Origin of the sequence: Chitinophaga deserti, assembly GCF_003149455.1 — a bacterium.
GTDB lineage: Bacteria > Bacteroidota > Bacteroidia > Chitinophagales > Chitinophagaceae > Chitinophaga > Chitinophaga deserti.
In genome coordinates, this window is sequence record NZ_QFFK01000002.1 from 278,314 (window position 1) to 296,087 (window position 17,774).

Genomic DNA, 17,774 nt, shown 5'->3' on the forward strand with positions numbered 1-17,774 from the left:
TTCCAGTTAAATTTAACACTTCCTCCGTTTTCTACCGCGCTGAAATCTTACAAGCGGCAAAATAATTTATGGGGATAGCCTACCTTTGCTGCTAAGATGCAATTACAGGATTTATACGGAAAAGCACAACGGTTCGAATTTCTGACGGCGGAAGAAGGCGTATTCATGTTTCAGAACGCGCCCCTGGCCGAACTGATGGAGATTGCGAATGAGTTGAGGAAGCAGCAGGTACCTTCCGGAAAGGTAACCTGGCAGATAGACAGGAACGTTAATACCACCAACGTTTGTACGGCCAACTGCAAGTTCTGCAACTTCTACCGGATACCCGGTCATAAAGAAGCATATATCACTGATATTGAGGAATATAAGGTTAAAATAGAAGAAACGCTGAAGTACGGGGGCGATCAGTTGCTCCTGCAGGGTGGCCACCACCCCGAGCTGGGCCTCAGCTTCTATGTAAACCTCTTCCGCCAGCTTAAACAGCTGTATCCCACGCTGCGCCTCCACACCCTCGGCCCCCCCGAAGTGGCGCACGTTACCAAGCTCGAAAAAAGCACCCACATCGAAGTACTCCGCGCTCTGAAGGAAGCCGGGATGGACTCCCTCCCCGGTGCCGGTGCCGAAATCCTCAACGACCGTGTCCGCCGCCTTATATCCAAAGGCAAATGCGGCGCAGCCGAGTGGCTCGATGTAATGAGGGCTGCGCATAAACTCAACATCGCCTCTTCCGCCACCATGATGTTTGGCCACGTGGAAACCGTGCTGGAACGCTTTGAGCACCTCGTCGATATCCGGCAGGTACAGTCCGAAAAGCCCGAAGGGCATTACGGCTTCACCGCCTTCATCCCCTGGACCTTCCAGGACGTGGATACCCTCCTGGCCCGTGTACGCGGTGTGCATAACACCTCTTCCGCAGAAGAATACATCCGTATGATCGCCATGAGCCGTATCATGCTGCCCAATATCAAAAACATTCAGGCTTCCTGGCTCACCGTGGGCAAGCAGGTAGCGCAATTGTGCCTCCATGCCGGTGCCAACGACTTCGGTTCTATCATGATCGAGGAAAACGTGGTAAGTGCCGCGGGAGCGCCTCACCGCTTCACCTACCGCTCCATGCAGGATGCTATCCGTGAAGCAGGTTTTGAACCGCAGCTGCGCAACCAGCTGTACGAGTACCGCAATATCCCGGAAACGATTCAGGAGCAGGTGATCAACTATTGATCCTACAAAACTTCAGATACACTGCCGGCCATTGCGCCGGCAGTTTTCGTTAAACCCCTTTCCGAACGTTAAAAATTGTCGTTTTCGCACCCTCATAATTTAAACTATTTTTACTATATTTAAACTATGCATAATCTTCTATTTATAGTAAATTTTGGCTTCTTTCCGGTACGCCTCAACTCCTGATCAAGTCCACCTCATCTCCACCTCATCTCCACCTTATCCACGCACTTAACTAATAGTTGTCCCGTAGTTGTCCCGTACATGCCCCATAGATAACTACTTCTAATTAAATAGATACCAGCTTGTAATTCCATTCTATATGCTTACAAACCATATTCCTTACCGGATCCTTCAAGACTCTTTCAGGGCTTCATGAGGCAGGACCACCTAACGGAAAACACGCAGTTTTATTGTGTTAACCTGTTGCATTGCAATCATTTACAAAACCTTAACAGTTCGGTGAAAGTAATGTTAAAACCCTCCCGCGCCTGTATCTTTTACAACCATTCCAACGTCTAACTGATATTAAAACACCAATACGATGAAGACCAAGATGAAACTATTGAGCGCAGGGATATTGACCGGACTGGTGTTATTCCTCGGCGCATGCTCCAGCACGAAAGTGACATCTTCCTGGAAAGAACCACAAACCTCACTGGACAAAAGCCAGAAGATCATGGTACTCGGCCTCGTAAACGACCGCGAAGGAAGATTGCGTGGACAGATGGAAAAAGAAATGGTGCTCGCACTCAAAAAGCAGGGCTACCAGGCCGTTTCCGCATACGATGAATTCGGGCCCAAAGCTTTTAAAGGGCTGAAGGAAGAACAGGCGCTGAACAAACTCCGGAAAGGCGATATCGATAATGTGCTGACGATTGTAATGCTCGACAAATCGAAAGAAAAGAGTTACGTTCCCGGTAACAACGGCATCTATGGCCCGTTCGGCGGACCCTATTACGGCCGCTGGTGGGGTTATTACAACTGGATGTACGGCAGGGTATATGAACCCGGCTATTACACCACCAACACCCGATACTTCCTGGAAAGCAACCTGTACAGCATCAGGGATAAGCAGCTGCTTTATTCCATACAGACCGAAACCTTTGACCCCGCCTCCGCCGAGCGTATGGCAGTGGTATACACAAACAAGGTGGTATCGGACATGGCTAAACAGCAACTTTTCAGCAGAAACTAAGCGTAGTACAGTACCGTCATAATCAAAATCAACAGGTAACTTGCCTCCGGGTGGGTTACCTGTTGGTATTTTTAGCCGGTTTTATTATGTTTACCCGCCTGACCATATGTTAGAAATACCTGTCAATACCGAAATCCGGCTGCGCCAGCTGCAAACGGAAGATGCGCCGGCCCTTTTCCGGCTTATACATGATTCCCGCAAAACCCTCCGGCGGTTCCTGCCCTGGGTCGATTACAATACTTCTGAAGATCATTCCCTCCGGTTTATTGAACTCATGTTCCGGAAATCGGATGAGCAGGAAGCTGTGGCTTTCGGCATCTGGCATAAGGATGTGCTCTGCGGCGTTATTGACCTCCATGGCTGGGATCACATCCTGCAGAAAGCAGAAATAGGGTACTGGATCGTGAATTCACACCAGGGCAAAGGCATCGTAACAGAAGCATGCCGCGCTTTAATTGATTATTCCTTTTCCACCATGCGGCTCAATAAAGTAGAGATCCGCTTCGTCCTCCAAAACGACAAAAGCGCGCAAATACCCATTAAGCTGGGCTTTGCGCGCGAAGGCATTTTACGGGAAAGTGCTAAGTTACATGGACAGTATGTAGACATGGTGGTGATGGGGATGCTCCGCCACGACTGGCAGAAAACCCGCACCTAGCACGCCTTAAATATCGCAGATCTGAACGCCCTGGCGGAGGGAGGCCAGTTTATCTTCCCGCTTGGGAACAAACTCCTGCGCCACGAACCCTTTAAAGCCGGTATCCACCACCGCTTTCATAATTGCGGGGTAAAACAGTTCCTGTGTTTCATCAATCTCATTCCGGCCCGGCACACCGCCTGTATGATAGTGGGCGATATACTTCTGATTCTCACGAATGGTGCGGATCACGTCTCCTTCCATGATTTGCATATGGTAAATATCGTAGAGCAGTTTAAAGCTATCTGATCCAACTGCCTTACAAAGCTCCACGCCCCAGTTTGTATGGTCGCACTGGTAATCTTTATGATCTACCTTACTGTTCAGCAATTCCATCACCAGGGTCACCTTTTTCTTTTCTGCATAGCCAATTACCTGTTTGAGACCTTCGGCGCAGTTGATGATGCCCTGCTCATCGCTGAGGCCATTGCGGTTTCCGGAGAAGCAGATGAGGTTGGTGAAACCCGCCGCCGCCGTTTTGTCGATCAATCCCTGATAGAATTCCACCAGTGGTTTGTGGTGTTCCGTACGGTTCCAGCCGCGGGAAATACCCCAGTCTTTATTGATGGCGCCCACCATGGCGCAGGTGAGGTCGTATTTCTTAATCGTCTCGAACTGTTCGGGCGAGATGATCTCGATGCTTTTAATGCCCATGTCGCGGGCCGATTTAGCGAGGGTTTCGAGAGGAATACCTCCATAACACCAGGCGCAAACCGAGTGATTTACTTTACCCTTAAGCGGCGCTCCCACAGCAGTTTCGTGGGCGGAAACGCGCTCGGAAAGGGAAGACAGAGTGGTGCCTGCCAATGCCATAGTCGCAACTTTTTTAATCGCATCTCTGCGGGATGAAGGTGTTGTCATAACGGGGAAGGTTTTACAGAAAGTGAAAGTACCTCTTTTTCCCGCTGAATGCAAGCCTGAAATATTGACTGCATACTGGCGGCGGAGCGCATCCAAATGACCAGTTGCATTCGTATATACAGGCAGCACGGGCAAGCATTTGGGGGAATTTTCGGCATGTGTGGCCCGGCGAAGTGTAACATTTTGGCGGGCTATTTGATTATATATATAAAACCCGTGTGTATGGAACGAAAATCTACTCCAAATCTCATCGTTTGCCTGGTGATGGACCTGATAGGTCTGGCCAGTTATGCGGTACCGCTGTTTGGGGAAGTGAGTGATGTGATCTGGGCGCCAATATCGGCAGTTGTATTCTACCGTCTTTTCGGCGGCCCTGTGGGCCTTTTCGGCGGTGCCTTCAACTTCATTGAAGAGCTGTTTCCCGGCCTCGATTTCATCCCTACCTTCACCATTGCACGCCTCGTTGTCTACCTCTCCAATTACTGGCAGGAGCAGGGCAAGAAGCGCATCTTTAACGATTTGTAAGGCGCCAGACGAGCTTCAGGCCAGACCAGACGCCGTCTACCGCACAAACCTTTACGTCTACCAGCCCTAACCCCAGGGCCACTCCCCGGATCACATCTTCCGTTATATCCGTGGGCAGGCCGGAGGATTTTTTCGGCCAGCTAACCCAAATCATCCCATCCTTGGGGATTTCATCTGCCAACACCGGCAATTCCCTTTCCAGCAAAGCCTTTTCCGAATAAAACGCATGTATCATATCCGCATCCTGCTGTACAATTACAGCAGTTACCGGCATGCCCGTCAGCAGTTCGCGGTAATGCGCCGGGGCATGGAGCACCCGCAGGCGGCTTGCTGGTTTAATGCCCAGCTTTTTGAACAGGGGAGTGCCGGAGTAGCCTTCCGTCATAAAAACGCATTTATGGGAAGTTACTCCATTTCGCAGTTCGTCAGAACCGCATGGGAGGCTGGTTGCCGTTTTGCCCGCCAAAGCGGTTAAAGATCCAGGTGAAGGACAGCATGTAATATCTGCGGAGCACCATGTTCCGGGTGTCTTCAATGTAGTTGTCGGCCACCGTACGGTTCACGCTCACGTTCTGGTTCAGCAGGTCGTACACCTGGAAGCGCAGGATACCCTGGCGCTTGGGCAGAAACGTTTTCGCTACAGAGCTGTTGATGCGGGTAAACTGCTGATTGTAACCCTCTCCACGCCCCGTAGTAGCGGTATAATGCACCTGGGAAGCCACCACCACATCCCACGGCAGCTGGATGCTCGCATCGAGGTTAAGGTCGTAGTTAAAGTACTTCGCATTGTTCTGCGGGTTAGCCGAGAAGCGGGCATCGTTGTAATTCACACGTGCCTCCGTTCCTAAAAAGAACTTGTCTTTCACCGACAGATTAAAATTCACGGTTTGTCCCACAGTGAGGTTGTTCGTGAAATTCTTCTTATCGTTTACATAACTGGGGTCGCGCCGGTATCCCACTTCTGTCGTAAAATTAAAAGCCAGCTTCTGCGACTTATCCAGCGGGAGGCCGGTTACTGCAAAGGCATTGAGTGAGTAATTCCCGTTCAGGTTCACAGGTTGCACTATCTGCACCCCATCCGGCCGGAGCGTGTTGCTGTTCACAATCTTGTTCAGGTGCATCATCCCCGTCATCCCCACAAAAAAGCTCCGGTAATTATCCTTGTTGAAAGTATTGTACGTGATGTTCAGCATGTTGTTAAAAGAAGGCTTCAGGTCAGGATTACCCAGGCGGATGAGCAGCCGGTTCGTAAGATCCGGTACAGGCTGCAACTGCTCCATGGAAGGCTGCTGGGTATTTCCTCTATACGACATTTTCAGCCGTTTGTTCTGAGAGAAATTATAGGCAAACTGGGCGGTGGGAGAGATGTTGGTTGTGCGCTGCTCAATGGTTTCTCCTTTGGTAAGGTTACGGCTTTCCAGGAAATTCTGCTGTAGGTTGAAGCCGAGGGTGTAGTTATACTTCAGCTTTTCAGTCCGCAGGTTAAGCCCTGCCTGATGGTAAGCATTGAGGTTATTAAAATGGTTCGTTAAACTATCGTTGAGAATGTCGTATTCCCCGCCGGGCTTGCTTCTGTCCCAGGTATACCGGTCGGAAGAGCTGAACGAATTATTGTATCCGTAATTGATCTCGAGGTAACGGTCGCGGAATACCGGCTCCGTATAACTGATGCGTACCCCGTAGTTTCTGGACATATTTTCCGCCTGCACTTTCTGATCAATGGTATCGAGACGGGTTTGCATATTATCAGAAAAGCGGGTGTATGCTTCGTTGAAGGTGGTTACATCACTGTTGTTATACGCCAGGTTGAAGTTGGCGCTGAGCGTGCGGCCCTTTTTCCGGAACTTCCTGCGGAAGAGAGCCCCGGTATTGATAATAGGCGTTTTCGTTTCCGTAAAAGTGGTACTGCGGTTAGTATTTACGGTATCACGGTCGTTATCAAGGGTGGTACTGAGGCGCTGTGATTGATTTTCGCTGTTATTGAAAGTAAGATTGGGTGTAAGGATCAATGAATAGAAAGAATCGATATCAGATTCTATGCGCATGTTTACATTGTGCGCCATAGCGGTATTCAACCCGTTATTTCCGCCGAATACGTAGCTGGAGGAATCTTTACTGAAGATATTCTGCCTGTCAGACGAGCCTTCTGATTCCGCCTGGCTGTTATTGACATGATAGCTCCCGTTCAGCCTGAACTTAGGGTTTGTGCTGTTGTTGAACTGCAACCCTCCGTTCCAGTTGCGGGTAATACCGCTGCCACCGCCGCCCATTCCGCTCATACCTTCTCCCAGACTGGTTCCGTTGGTATTGTTCCCGCTTCCGATGAAAGCATATTGCTTGTCTTTCCGGAATGCATTGATGTTCATATTGGCAGAAAACCGGCTATCGGTTCCATAGCCCGCTGTAGCCCTCCCGAAGAAACCCCTGCGCTTGTTTTCCTTCACAGTGAGGTTGATAACTTTTTCCGTTTGCCCGTCGGAGATGCCGGTAAACTGTGCCTGATCGCTCTTCTGATCGATGAGCTGTACTTTTTCGAGGATATCGGCAGGCAGGTTGCGTGTGGCCATTTTAGGATCATTCCCGAAGAAAGGTTTACCATCTACCAGCACTTTCTTCACCGTTTCCCCGCCGGCTTTGATGGTACCATCGCGCTCTACGGTGATGCCCGGCAGCTTCTTCAGCAGCTCTTCCACCACGGCATTCTCTTTCGTTTTAAATGAGCCTGCGTTGTATTCGATCGTGTCTTCCTTCAGGGTGATGGGTTGCCGATAGCCTTCCACATCTATCCGGGCCAGGTTAATCCCCTTGGGGACCATGGCAATGTTTCCTACCGAAATAGAAGAAGCAGTATCGGACACGAGGAGGTGGCGGGAGTAGGGGTCAAAACCCATGTAAGATACCACGAGGCGGAGAGGGCCGCGCAGTGTGGCGGTGAGGGTAAACCGGCCGAGGGAGTCCGTCACGGCATGTGCAGCCGTAACGGAATCCTTGCCCAACAGGGCCACCGGGGCATTAGGGAGTGCTTCGCGGGTAGACTGGTCCGTCAACCGGCCCGATAGCCGGTACTCGCGAAGCTGCGCACGGGATGCGGATGCCATCCCGATTGCCAATATGGTCAACAGGTATATCTGCCAGAGTTTTTTCATGAGGGGTGCTGTGTCTTTGTCTTAACTGGGTTTTACTCTGTGTCCTGGATCCGCTTCAGCTGTTCATTGTGAAATGCCTGCATGATGGACCGTTGTTTGTCTTTTAATTCCTGTGCCGTTAGTTTTTGCGCGTCACCGGGCAGTTGTGGCGCATCTGCTACGGGTTTCAGTTCTACTTTCTTCGCTGTATACGACCGTTTGCTGCTTTCCAGTGCCAGCACCACACCTTCGGGGGGCCACACTCCGTTTACGGGAGAAAACAACATGGGTATATCTGTCGTATACCAGATTACAAAAGATTCCTCGCCTACGTTGGCCGTTGCACGGTGGCAGCGGTATCCGGCAATCGTTTTCGTTTTTCCGCTCGTTTTTATTTCTGCCGCGGGCTTGTACGGTTCTTCAGAATACCATACGCCGGTAACGGCAGAATCCTTCCGCTCGGTAAGCACCGAAAGGAACCTTTTATTTATAAGGTCAATATACGTGGCATTACTGACAGGCAGGCGCAGTGATGATGACCGGTCGCTCATTTGCGGTCCGGGGCCTCCTGCGGCAACCGCAGTAGCCGCAAAAGCGGCTTCCCCTCCGCCTCCCGGAGCCCCCAGGGTCATCCGGCGTATCATATTACCCCCGTTCTCCATTTCCAGCCGGCCGAGCCCCCCGGCAAAGGTGAACGTCTGGGTGGTGGTAATGAGGTTCGGCATATCGGGCGGGGGCGTGTTGCTGGAGGTAACCGACCCGTCGGCCCCACGCATCACCATCCTGAACTGACCCGCTTCCAGTTTCGAATTCACCTCATATTCAATCACTCCGGATGGCTGCTGCGCCATTGCGGCAGCGGAGAAAGTAAGGCCCGCCGCCAGTAGTACGATCGTTTTCATGGCTTTTTTCTGTAAAGATGACGCAGTAAGGCCGCCCGGAGGGTTAACCACTCATAACGTTTGTTAATTAGTGTTAAGCGATTCACGGCCGTTGGGGCAGAATGAATAGCTTTACACCCATGCGCCACCGTATCAGAAACATCCTCGTACTCATGTCTGCCTGTATCATCGGCATCCTGGCCCTGCAAGGGTACTGGCTGTACCAGTCGTACCAGATACGGCTGCAGGAATTCCAGCGCGATACCAACGAAGCCCTCCGTACTGCAGTTTTTCACAAACAGTTCGGGGATGCCGGTAAAGTACTCGGCCAGGCTAAATTCAGTTTCACGTTCAATACTACTGCAGACAGTACTCCTGCTGTTGCCGCCCTGCCGGTGCATGTGGAACATTTTGAGGGAGACTCTGTAAACGTCGGTATCGCCGGCGGCACCATGATACGTAAAGGCATCGTAACTGCAGCTCCCGGAGTTCCCGCTACCGCCATGGAAGAATTTGTGGAAGCCGGCGCCGATGGCAACGTGCGATACCGCATGCTCCGCAGAGATACCAATGTAAAACGCCTTACCGATACCCTTTCCCGCCAGATATCCGATGTGCTCGTACGCAGGAACTTTTACCGCAACACCCTCACCATCGATCAGCTGGACAGCCTTTACCGCGCAGAGCTCGTTAACCGGGGCATCTTTACCAACTTCCGCCTCGATACCCTGAAGGCTGTGCCGGCAAAAACGCTGAGCTTTAAAAAGTCGCCCCTCCGCACGGGCGTAATCCCCTTTAATCCTGTCAACAACGTATTTGTATCCGCAGAGTTCGAAAGCCCCATGCCATTCATTTTAGGTAAAATGACCGGGAGCCTCACCGCTTCTGCCGTTTTACTCCTGCTCACCGTATGCTCGTTCCTGTATATGCTCCGCACCATCCTCCGGCAGAAAAGGCTCTCCGAAGTAAGGAACGATTTTATCAATAACATGACCCATGAGCTGAAGACCCCGATTGCCACAGTGTCTGCAGCAGTAGAGGCGCTGGAACGTTTCAACGCCCTCGACGATCCGAATAAAACCGCTACCTACCTCCGTATTTCCCGCCAGGAACTCCAGCGCCTGGGCGACCTCGTGGAGAAAGTGCTCCATATCGCCGCAGAAGAAAAGGAAGACGTAGCCCTCCAGATAGAAACCACAGACCTGAATGATATCATCGCCGATATCATTTCCAACCATCGCCTTAAATCCTCCAAGAAAACTGATTTCACGTACACACTATTATCCGACCCGCTCATCCAGGCCGATCCCACCCATCTTTCCCATGCCATCAACAACCTGGTGGATAATGCTATCAAATATTCGCACGACCATGTTGAAATAACCATACAGGTGGTACGCCGGCCGGGATGGGTGCGCATCACCGTGAAAGATAATGGCATCGGCATCCCCCATGCGTATCAGCATAATGTGTTCGAGAAATTCTTCCGTGTACCTTCGGGCAATCTGCATAATGTAAAAGGATTCGGGCTGGGCCTGAGTTATGTGAAGAAGATCGCAGAAAAGCATGGCGGTACCATCAAAGTAAAAAGCGAACCCGATAAGGGCAGCGAGTTTCAACTGGAAATACCCGCAGCATGAACCAACAGCCAACGATATTACTGATAGAAGACGAATGGCAGCTTGCTCAGATCGTTAAAGACAGTCTTGAAACTCGCGGTTTCCGCATGCTCACGGCTACAGACGGGGAGGAAGGCCTGCGCCTCTTCCGCCAGCAAAAGCCTGATGTGATTGTGCTGGATGTTATGATGCCACGCATGGATGGCTTCACCCTCGCGGCAGAGATCCGCAAAACCGATAAGCAGATCCCCATTATTTTCCTCACCGCCAAATCCCAGACGGCCGATGTGGTAAAGGGCTTCGAACTCGGCGGGAACGATTACCTGAAAAAGCCTTTCAGTATGGACGAGCTCATCGTCCGCATACGCTCGCTGCTGGCTCGTTTCAACGGACAGGCGGCACCAATGCCTCCGGAGGCGGATGAGATCATCATCGGCCAGTTCGTATTCAGCGCACCCAAACAAACCCTCACCCGCAACGGGTACACGGAGTACCTGTCGCACCGCGAATCTGAAGTGCTGTTGAGATTATGCCGTCATAAAAATCAGGTGATGGAGCGCCGCCCCGTATTGCTCGACCTCTGGGGCGACGATAACTTCTTCAACGCACGCAGCATGGATGTGTTCATCACTAAACTGCGCAGGTATCTGAAAGAGGATCCTAAGATTCAGATCGTCAATATCCGTGGGGTTGGGTATAAGTTGATTAGCTGAAGAGGTAGAGCACGTCTTCTTTGGTGAGCTTCTTGATGAACCCGGTATCGTCGGCAATAATGTCTTTCACCAGCGATTTCTTCCGTTCCTGCAGTTCCAGGATTTTCTCCTCCACCGTGTCTTTACAGATCATTCGGTAAGCGAAGATGTTCTTCGTTTGCCCGATACGGTGCGTACGGTCGATAGCCTGTTGTTCCACCGCGGGGTTCCACCAGGGGTCCACGATATAAACATAGTCTGCCGCCGTGAGGTTAAGACCCACACCACCTGCTTTCAGGGAAATAAGGAATACGCGGCACTCCTCATTGTTCTGGAAGTTCTGGATGGCGCGCTCCCTGTCCATAGTGGAAGTAGAGCCGTCGAAATACTCATAAGGGATCTTCTGGTGCGCGAGCCTGTCTTTAATAAGGCCCAGCATACCAAGGAACTGGCTGAACACCAGTACTTTGTGGTTACTGATATTCTCAGAGATCTCACGCGTAAGCTCATGGAGCTTCACGGAGTGGTTGGGATATTTCTCTGTTTCATTGAGGATAGCGGGTGAGTCGCATATCTGGCGGAGCTTCATAAGCCCCTGCAGAATGGTAAGCTGGCTGCGTTCCATACCCTGATCTTCTATCACACCCAATATCTTAGAGCGGTAGGAGTTGCGGTAAGCGTCGTAAATATGGCGCTGCTCCGGATCCATTTCGCAGAAGATAACCGTTTCGATCTTCTCCGGCAGGTCTTTTGCCACCTGTTCTTTTGTTCTGCGGAGTATGAAAGGATAGATGAGCTTCTTGAGGTGATCTTTCCTTTCCTGATCCTGGAACTTATCGATAGGTGTGGCAAATTCATTACGGAAGAAGTCTACACTGCCGAGCATCCCCGGGTTGAGGAAGTTCATCTGCGCGTAGATATCGAAAGTGTTGTTCTGCATGGGCGTACCCGAAAGCGCTATCCTGTTGCGGGTATTGAGCAACTGGGCTGCTTTGGTTACTTTAGACTGGGGGTTCTTGATCGCCTGCGATTCATCAAGTATCACATAGTCGAAATCGATCTTCATGAGCAGCTGCACATCACTGCGGAGCGTGCCGTAGGTGGTGATGATGATATCGAAGGCTCCCAGCTCTTCCGAAATACGGAGGCGGGCAGGACCGTGGTGGATATGATAAGTGATTTCCGGCGTGAACTTCTTGATCTCGTTCTCCCAGTTATAGATCAGCGTGGTGGGGCAAACCACCAGCATGGTAGCTTTATCGTGCGTGTTTTTATAATGCTGGATGAAGGTGAGGGCCTGTACGGTTTTACCAAGACCCATATCATCCGCCAATATACCTCCCCACTTCACCTCATCAAGGTAATTGAGCCACTGGAAGCCGCTTTCCTGGTAAGGGCGAAGGTTTGCTTTCAGGTTGGCCGGCAGGGGCTGGTTACGGATCTCATCAAACTTCAGCAGTTTACGCCGCTTTTCGTCCAGCTCTGCGAGTACGGCATCATCATCAATGAACTCATACAGCTCATCGATCACTGAGAAGTTGTACTTGCTCAGTTTGAGGCCGGCGCCTTTATCTTTTTCTTCCCCTATTTTAAAGAGGAGGGAATATTTCTTCAGCCATTCTTCCGGCAGCAGTCCGAGAGAACCATCTGCCAGCTGTACGTAATTCTGTTTATTAGCCAGCGCCCGTTTGATATCACGGATGCCTACTTTCTGATCGCCATACACTACTTCCACCTGCGCGTCAAACCAGTCTATACCGGAACTGATCTGCAGATTGGTAACGGGTTTGGAAGCAGAGAACCTGAAGTTGCGCAGCTGCTCGAAGCCAAACACGCGGACGTCCATTTCCTTCAGGGCGTCGAAGAAGAGGAAGAACCAGTTGTTCTTGAGCGCTTCTTTGGCACGGAGGAAGAAATAGTTGTAGTTGCTGTTAATGGCGAAGTTGGTATGCAGTGCGCGGATGCGGTTCACGAAGTTATCTTCCGCTTCCTTGTTCCGGTGGATGACCAGTACTTTGCTGCCTTCCTGAACGGTAATGCGCGTTTCATCGTTCCACTCCACATCGTGCCCATGATAGGAGAAGGCAGGCTGGATAACGAATGTTTCCCCCATTTCCTTGAGGTACACACGGCATTCGGGAATAATATCGTCTACCTCTGCCAGCAGGGATGCGTCGTATTGCACGGCGTAATCCTTACCCAGCGGGAGGATGGCTTCTTTCAGAAAATCCTGCCATTCTTCGCTCCGGACGCGGAGGGAATTATTCTCCTGGTATTGCAGCAGGTGAATGGAATCTTTAGGATTCGCGAAGTAATGGATGGTATTGTTATAAAGGAACAACAATGGGCTGGCCCACTGGTTGGCCGATACGTTTACGGATTCGCCTTCAATATCCACCCAGGCAGTTACTTCCACATGATCGCCGGCGTTACCCGCTTTGAAGTAAGGCTTCAGGGGATCACCTGATACCTGCAGCTGCTGGAGGTTCTTGGTTTTGAACGGCTGCCCGTCGCGCAGGATAAATACGAGGCGGTGCTCTGCAAGCATCGGGAACAGCTTGGCCAGCTTGGGCTGTAGGTATTCCACGATGAGTTCCATGGTTTCCATGGGCAGGCCCGATTCGCTTTCGTGCATGATGTTTTCCCAGATACCTGCGAAAGGAGAATTCTTATTGAGATACTTATTGACTTCGCTATGCTGCAGCTTACGGACGGGTGAGATCAGGTCGCGGTCTCTTTCCTTGAAAAGGTAAAAGTCCACATACTTACCAAGATCTATCCGGTTAACCAGTGAAACGAATTCGGTTTCTTCCTCGTTGGCATCGCCGCTCACCAGTTCCATCTGGAAGTAGGGGAACAGTTTATCGTTGGCATTGAGCACCACGCCCAAACGCCGTGTAACGGTGAGCGTTTCTTCCGGCTCAGGGGTATCCATTTTAGTAGCGGCCACTGTTTCCACCTTTTTAATGGTGGGGTCCAGTACGCGCAGGAAGGGTTTACCGTTGAGGTAGGAGAAGGCGAATTTGCCCTCCAGGGCATCGCTGAGGGAATAACCGTAAGAGGAAAGGAGCTTGTTCTTTTCTTTATCCCAGTTACGGAGCGTATCAAAATAGAAAGGGCCGTGGGCAGTGAGGAGCTGCAGGAATAATGCAGTCTTGTGAATACAGAGCGGATGCTCATGCTCATCACAGGTGCAATGCGTATCAAAGTTACGCTCTTCGTTGCGCTGCAGGATTAGGGGATACTTCTTCCCGTCAGCTTTTAGTTCGGCTTCTACTTTTTCGTCTTTGGCGGATTTGATAACAGCCTGTGTTTTACGCAGGATGCGGTCGGCCTCAGAGATAATATGATTGGATGTCAGCAGTTTGATGGTCTTGAGGTCTATCGACTTCATTTTGATCAATGTATGCTGCTGATCGTATTGTGTATCGAAAGCGTCGAAATGATTTCTGTCCAGCATTTCCTGGAGCTGGAAAAGGGCGGCGGCTTCGTGGCGGCAAATGTCTCCCAGGTTATAGGGGCATTGGCAGCGCACGCTCATGGTAGCCGGCTCGTTATATTTACTGATGGTTACTTTATAGTAGTTGGCATGTGTATCGCTCTTTACCCGGAAAGAAGCGGAGCGCAATACCGGATCACCTTCCAGCAGTTCTACACCGCCGGTGGCGAATATGCGTTTCCCCCTCCGGATCACCTCGTCAGTGCCGTTATTATATACATATTTTAATAAGTGGGGTAGCGACATGCTTTTCTTGTGATTGCCTCCTTTTGTATAAGCCGGGGTTATGAGACATTTGGCGCTGCCTGGTTCTACACTCGATTCTTCTGTTAAAACTTACACTGATCTGTACAATGACGGCTCATAAAAAGGCAATCCACAAAAGTAAGCAAAAAAAATCGAAATGAAAGGCTGAAACGGTCCTTAATCCGGCCATATCACAAAAAAATGTACACCTCAAATGAAAAAATATCCATTGAGTACCGGGGGGTCTGCGGTGTACTTTTGTATAAAATAATTCTATGGGAAACACCCTTTCTATCAACGATTCTAAAGGCCTTAACTGGGGCCTCACAATTCTTCGCGTGGGCGTAGGCGTACTGTTCTTTATTTTCGGATGGCAAAAGCTCTCCGGAGGTGCTGAATTATGGACCATGATCGGCGGTTCCATGAACTTCCTTGGTATTTCCTTCGCTCCAACGTTCTGGGGTTTAATGGCTTCCATTGCTGAATTCGCTGGCGGCCTTCTACTGGCCATCGGCCTCTTCACCCGCTGGGCTTCCCTCTCGCTCGTGCTTACCATGATCGTGGCGGTAATCCTGAAAGCCAATACCGGCAGCGGACTGGCAGATGTATCCTCCCCGCTGATGGCATTGCTGATCACCCTCAGTTTCACATTGAACGGAGCCACCAACTGGTCAGTAGATAATTACCTGGCGCAAAAGAAACAATCCGGCGCACTGGCATAACTGTCATTAAACCGGTACCAACCAAAAAGGGTGAGTTTTCATTATGAAACTCACCCTTTTACGTGTATGCTTATTAGCAATTATTTCTCTTTGATCAGCTCGCCGTTCTGCAGGATAGGCAGCACATTGGCTCCGTCTGGCGTAAGGCAGAAGCGGATATCTTCTTCCAGTCCATAGCGGGCCAGGCGCTGGAAGTGCGAGGCCTTCTTCATGAATCCGAAAAGATCGCCCTTCGCGCTATGGTACAGTGTTTCGGCAGCCAGTGCAGAGTCGCAGTTTACATCGAAATGTTCCTTGATGCGGCTCACCACAGCTCCGGCAAACAGCGTATCCTCCATATTCACCCTGTCTTTCCAGGCAGCACATCCCAAGATCACATTCTGCCCCTGGGAAATGAGGTATTCGCAAACGGAAGAAATATTCGGGAACGATCCGGTAATGATCTGCACCGCGTCTTTCGCCATATGCAGCAGTTTGGTACCATTCGTTGTAGTCAGTACCAGTACTTTACCTTCAATAAACTCTACCGGGTACTCGAAAGGGGAATTGCCGTGCAGCAGCCCTTCAGCGATCTTACCGTCGCGCTCACCCGCAGTAATGGCGTTGAGCTGGCGGCCGATGTTCACACATTCTTCTACCGTGGCTACCGGTATCACTTTAGCGGCACCGTTGTGCAATGCAGTACAGATAGTAGAAGTGGCCCGCAATACATCAATGATCACCACAATACTGTTCTTAACATCGAACAGGTGCAGCAGTGCGGGCGACAGGCATACTTCAAGCCTGGGTTTAGTAGTCTCGCTCATTCTTCTTTATTTAATCAAGGATCACACGCCACTTTTCGCTCTCTGCGTATTCCTTGATGATTTGATTGCGTTGTTCCAGCAAACGGCGCATGTATTTCCTCAGGTATAACTTCTCGAACCATTTCCCGAATACACCGTATGGCGTCCCGAATTCCATAATATCGATCATCACCGTTCCATTCTCGATTTCTTTGAAGAAATGTTCGTGCTTCATGTGCGTGAAGTCTCCCTGTTCCATTTCATCACAGAAAAAACCCGGCTTCTGCATGGAGGTGATCCTGGTGGTGAGCTCCCGGGTTTTGGCCAGGTGCTTTGCGCGCCAGGTCACCGTTTCATCGTATTCTATCAGCCCGTTGGTCCGCCCCCGTATAGCTTCTTCCTTAAGATGCGCCATACTGCGCTTGTGCAGGGTGATGCTCCGGCTAAGGTCGAAGACCCGTAGCAACGGTGCATGAATGACCGTGGTCAGATGAATACTTGGCATAGCGGTTATACAATTTTAAAGATATGGTCTTATGGTTGTTGCAGTAACGCTGCGCCGGGCCGGATTGGTATGCCTTCCGCGGGAATTATCCGAGGAAGGGCACTTTTACCACTTTTGCCTTCAGCGCCTTGTCACGCACAGCAATATAGATATCGGAATCCAATGCTGCAAACCCTGTTTTTACATATCCGAGTCCTACCGCTTTCTGGAGGGAGGGCGATTGTGTTCCGGAGGTTACCCTGCCAATCACATTACCTGCTGCATCCTTGATTTCGTAGTCATGACGGGGAATGCCTTTGTCTACCATCTCAAATCCAACCAGTTTCTGCTGCAGTCCTTCAGCTTTCTGCTTTTCGAAAATAGCGCGGGAGGGGAAGTCTTTCGTGAACTTGGTGATCCATCCCAGGCCGGCTTCCATGGGGCTGGTACGGTCGTCGATATCATTACCGTAGAGGCAGAAGCCCATTTCGAGGCGCAGGGTATCGCGGGCGCCGAGGCCTACAGGTTTAATATTATTAGAAGCTCCGGCAGCAAAAATGGCATCCCAGATCTTATCTGCCGCGCCGTCTTTATCTTCAAAGTAAATTTCCGCACCGCCGGCACCGGTGTACCCGGTAGCGCTGATCAGCACATTATCCACACCAGCGAAAGTGCCTTTCACGAAGGTGTAATATTTCAGATTTACGATATCCTTGTCGGTAAGGGTCTGCAGCACGCTGGTAGCGTTAGGGCCCTGGATGGCGAGCAGACAGGTTTTGTCGGAAATGTTCTCCATATCAACATTCTTCGTGTTGAACTTGCTGATCCAGTTCCAGTCTTTCTCAATATTGCTGGCGTTTACTACCAGCATGTAAGTTTTGTTTTCCTCGATGCAATACACGAGCAGGTCGTCTACAATACCGCCATCTTCATTAGGGAGGCAGGAGTACTGTGCTTTACCGGCAGTAAGCTTAGAGGCATCGTTGCTGGTTACCCGCTGGATGAGGTCGAGCGCATGCTCGCCTTTGAGGATGAATTCGCCCATGTGGCTGACGTCAAATACCCCTACACTGTTGCGCACGGCGGCATGTTCGTCGTTGATACCCGTATAGGAAATAGGCATGTTATACCCGGCAAATGGGGCCATCTTGGCGCCCAGCGCAATGTGCTTGTGTGTAAATGGCGTGTTTTTCATGTTCAGCTTTTTCGTTTTTGTTGT

The 17,774-nt window shown here is 50.6% G+C and carries 15 protein-coding genes; 7 read left to right on the forward strand and 8 right to left on the reverse strand.

Annotated features, from left to right (window positions below; genetic code table 11):
- Positions 1-96: 96 nt before the first annotated feature.
- The 3 genes from mqnC (at position 97) to DEV76_RS05155 (ending at position 3,077) form a co-directional block, all read left to right on the forward strand.
- Complete coding sequence (mqnC, locus tag DEV76_RS05145; RefSeq protein ID WP_109695798.1) at positions 97-1,221, forward strand: cyclic dehypoxanthinyl futalosine synthase; 1,125 nt, start codon at positions 97-99, stop codon at positions 1,219-1,221.
- A gap of 544 nt (positions 1,222-1,765) precedes the next feature.
- Positions 1,766-2,419, forward strand: coding sequence for a hypothetical protein (locus DEV76_RS05150; protein WP_157962723.1), 654 nt, complete (start codon positions 1,766-1,768; stop codon positions 2,417-2,419).
- A gap of 106 nt (positions 2,420-2,525) precedes the next feature.
- Positions 2,526-3,077, forward strand: coding sequence for a GNAT family N-acetyltransferase (locus DEV76_RS05155; protein ID WP_109695801.1), 552 nt, complete (start codon positions 2,526-2,528; stop codon positions 3,075-3,077).
- Between the two features lie 6 nt (positions 3,078-3,083).
- Here DEV76_RS05155 and DEV76_RS05160 read toward each other — a convergent pair whose 3' ends face one another.
- Complete coding sequence (locus DEV76_RS05160; protein ID WP_109696668.1) at positions 3,084-3,977, reverse strand: hydroxypyruvate isomerase family protein; 894 nt, start codon at positions 3,975-3,977, stop codon at positions 3,084-3,086.
- Between the two features lie 222 nt (positions 3,978-4,199).
- Here DEV76_RS05160 and DEV76_RS05165 point away from each other — a divergent pair, with 222 nt between their 5' ends.
- Positions 4,200-4,502: a hypothetical protein gene (locus DEV76_RS05165; protein ID WP_109695803.1), complete on the forward strand. Its 303-nt coding sequence runs from the start codon at positions 4,200-4,202 to the stop codon at positions 4,500-4,502.
- Here the strand turns inward: DEV76_RS05165 and DEV76_RS05170 are convergent.
- From DEV76_RS05170 to DEV76_RS05180, 3 genes are read right to left on the reverse strand one after another with little or no spacing between them, the layout of a single operon-like run.
- A complete protein-coding gene (locus DEV76_RS05170) occupies positions 4,489-4,887 on the reverse strand; it encodes a DUF3052 domain-containing protein (protein ID WP_109695805.1) in 399 nt (132 codons plus the stop codon). The genes DEV76_RS05165 and DEV76_RS05170 overlap by 14 nt on opposite strands.
- 40 nt (positions 4,888-4,927) lie before the next feature.
- Positions 4,928-7,648, reverse strand: a complete 2,721-nt coding sequence (locus DEV76_RS05175) for an outer membrane beta-barrel protein (protein ID WP_109695807.1) — start codon at positions 7,646-7,648, stop codon at positions 4,928-4,930.
- Between the two features lie 32 nt (positions 7,649-7,680).
- On the reverse strand, positions 7,681-8,529 hold the full coding sequence (locus DEV76_RS05180) for a hypothetical protein (RefSeq protein ID WP_109695809.1): 849 nt from the start codon (positions 8,527-8,529) through the stop codon (positions 7,681-7,683).
- A 119-nt stretch (positions 8,530-8,648) separates the two neighbouring features.
- Here DEV76_RS05180 and DEV76_RS05185 point away from each other — a divergent pair, with 119 nt between their 5' ends.
- Both DEV76_RS05185 and DEV76_RS05190 read left to right on the forward strand, forming a co-directional pair.
- Entirely contained in the window at positions 8,649-10,148 is a 1,500-nt protein-coding gene (locus DEV76_RS05185; RefSeq protein WP_198651947.1) for a sensor histidine kinase, read from the forward strand.
- Entirely contained in the window at positions 10,145-10,840 is a 696-nt protein-coding gene (locus tag DEV76_RS05190; RefSeq protein ID WP_109695813.1) for a response regulator transcription factor, read from the forward strand. The genes DEV76_RS05185 and DEV76_RS05190 overlap by 4 nt, the downstream gene beginning before the upstream one ends.
- Here the strand turns inward: DEV76_RS05190 and DEV76_RS05195 are convergent.
- On the reverse strand, positions 10,833-14,564 hold the full coding sequence (locus DEV76_RS05195) for a DEAD/DEAH box helicase (protein ID WP_109695814.1): 3,732 nt from the start codon (positions 14,562-14,564) through the stop codon (positions 10,833-10,835). The two genes, DEV76_RS05190 and DEV76_RS05195, sit on opposite strands and share 8 nt — an antisense overlap.
- 275 nt (positions 14,565-14,839) lie before the next feature.
- On the opposite strand from DEV76_RS05195, the gene DEV76_RS05200 reads away from it, so the two are divergent.
- Complete coding sequence (locus DEV76_RS05200) at positions 14,840-15,286, forward strand: DoxX family protein (protein WP_109695816.1); 447 nt, start codon at positions 14,840-14,842, stop codon at positions 15,284-15,286.
- 80 nt (positions 15,287-15,366) lie between these two features.
- Here the strand turns inward: DEV76_RS05200 and DEV76_RS05205 are convergent, their stop codons facing one another.
- From DEV76_RS05205 to gcvT, 3 genes are all read right to left on the reverse strand, one after another.
- Positions 15,367-16,092, reverse strand: coding sequence for a 2-phosphosulfolactate phosphatase (locus DEV76_RS05205; RefSeq protein ID WP_109695818.1), 726 nt, complete (start codon positions 16,090-16,092; stop codon positions 15,367-15,369).
- Positions 16,093-16,102: 10 nt separating this feature from the next.
- Entirely contained in the window at positions 16,103-16,576 is a 474-nt protein-coding gene (locus DEV76_RS05210; RefSeq protein ID WP_109695820.1) for an SRPBCC family protein, read from the reverse strand.
- A gap of 85 nt (positions 16,577-16,661) precedes the next feature.
- Positions 16,662-17,750: a glycine cleavage system aminomethyltransferase GcvT gene (gene gcvT, locus DEV76_RS05215; RefSeq protein ID WP_109695822.1), complete on the reverse strand. Its 1,089-nt coding sequence runs from the start codon at positions 17,748-17,750 to the stop codon at positions 16,662-16,664.
- Between the last annotated feature and the right edge of the window lie 24 nt (positions 17,751-17,774).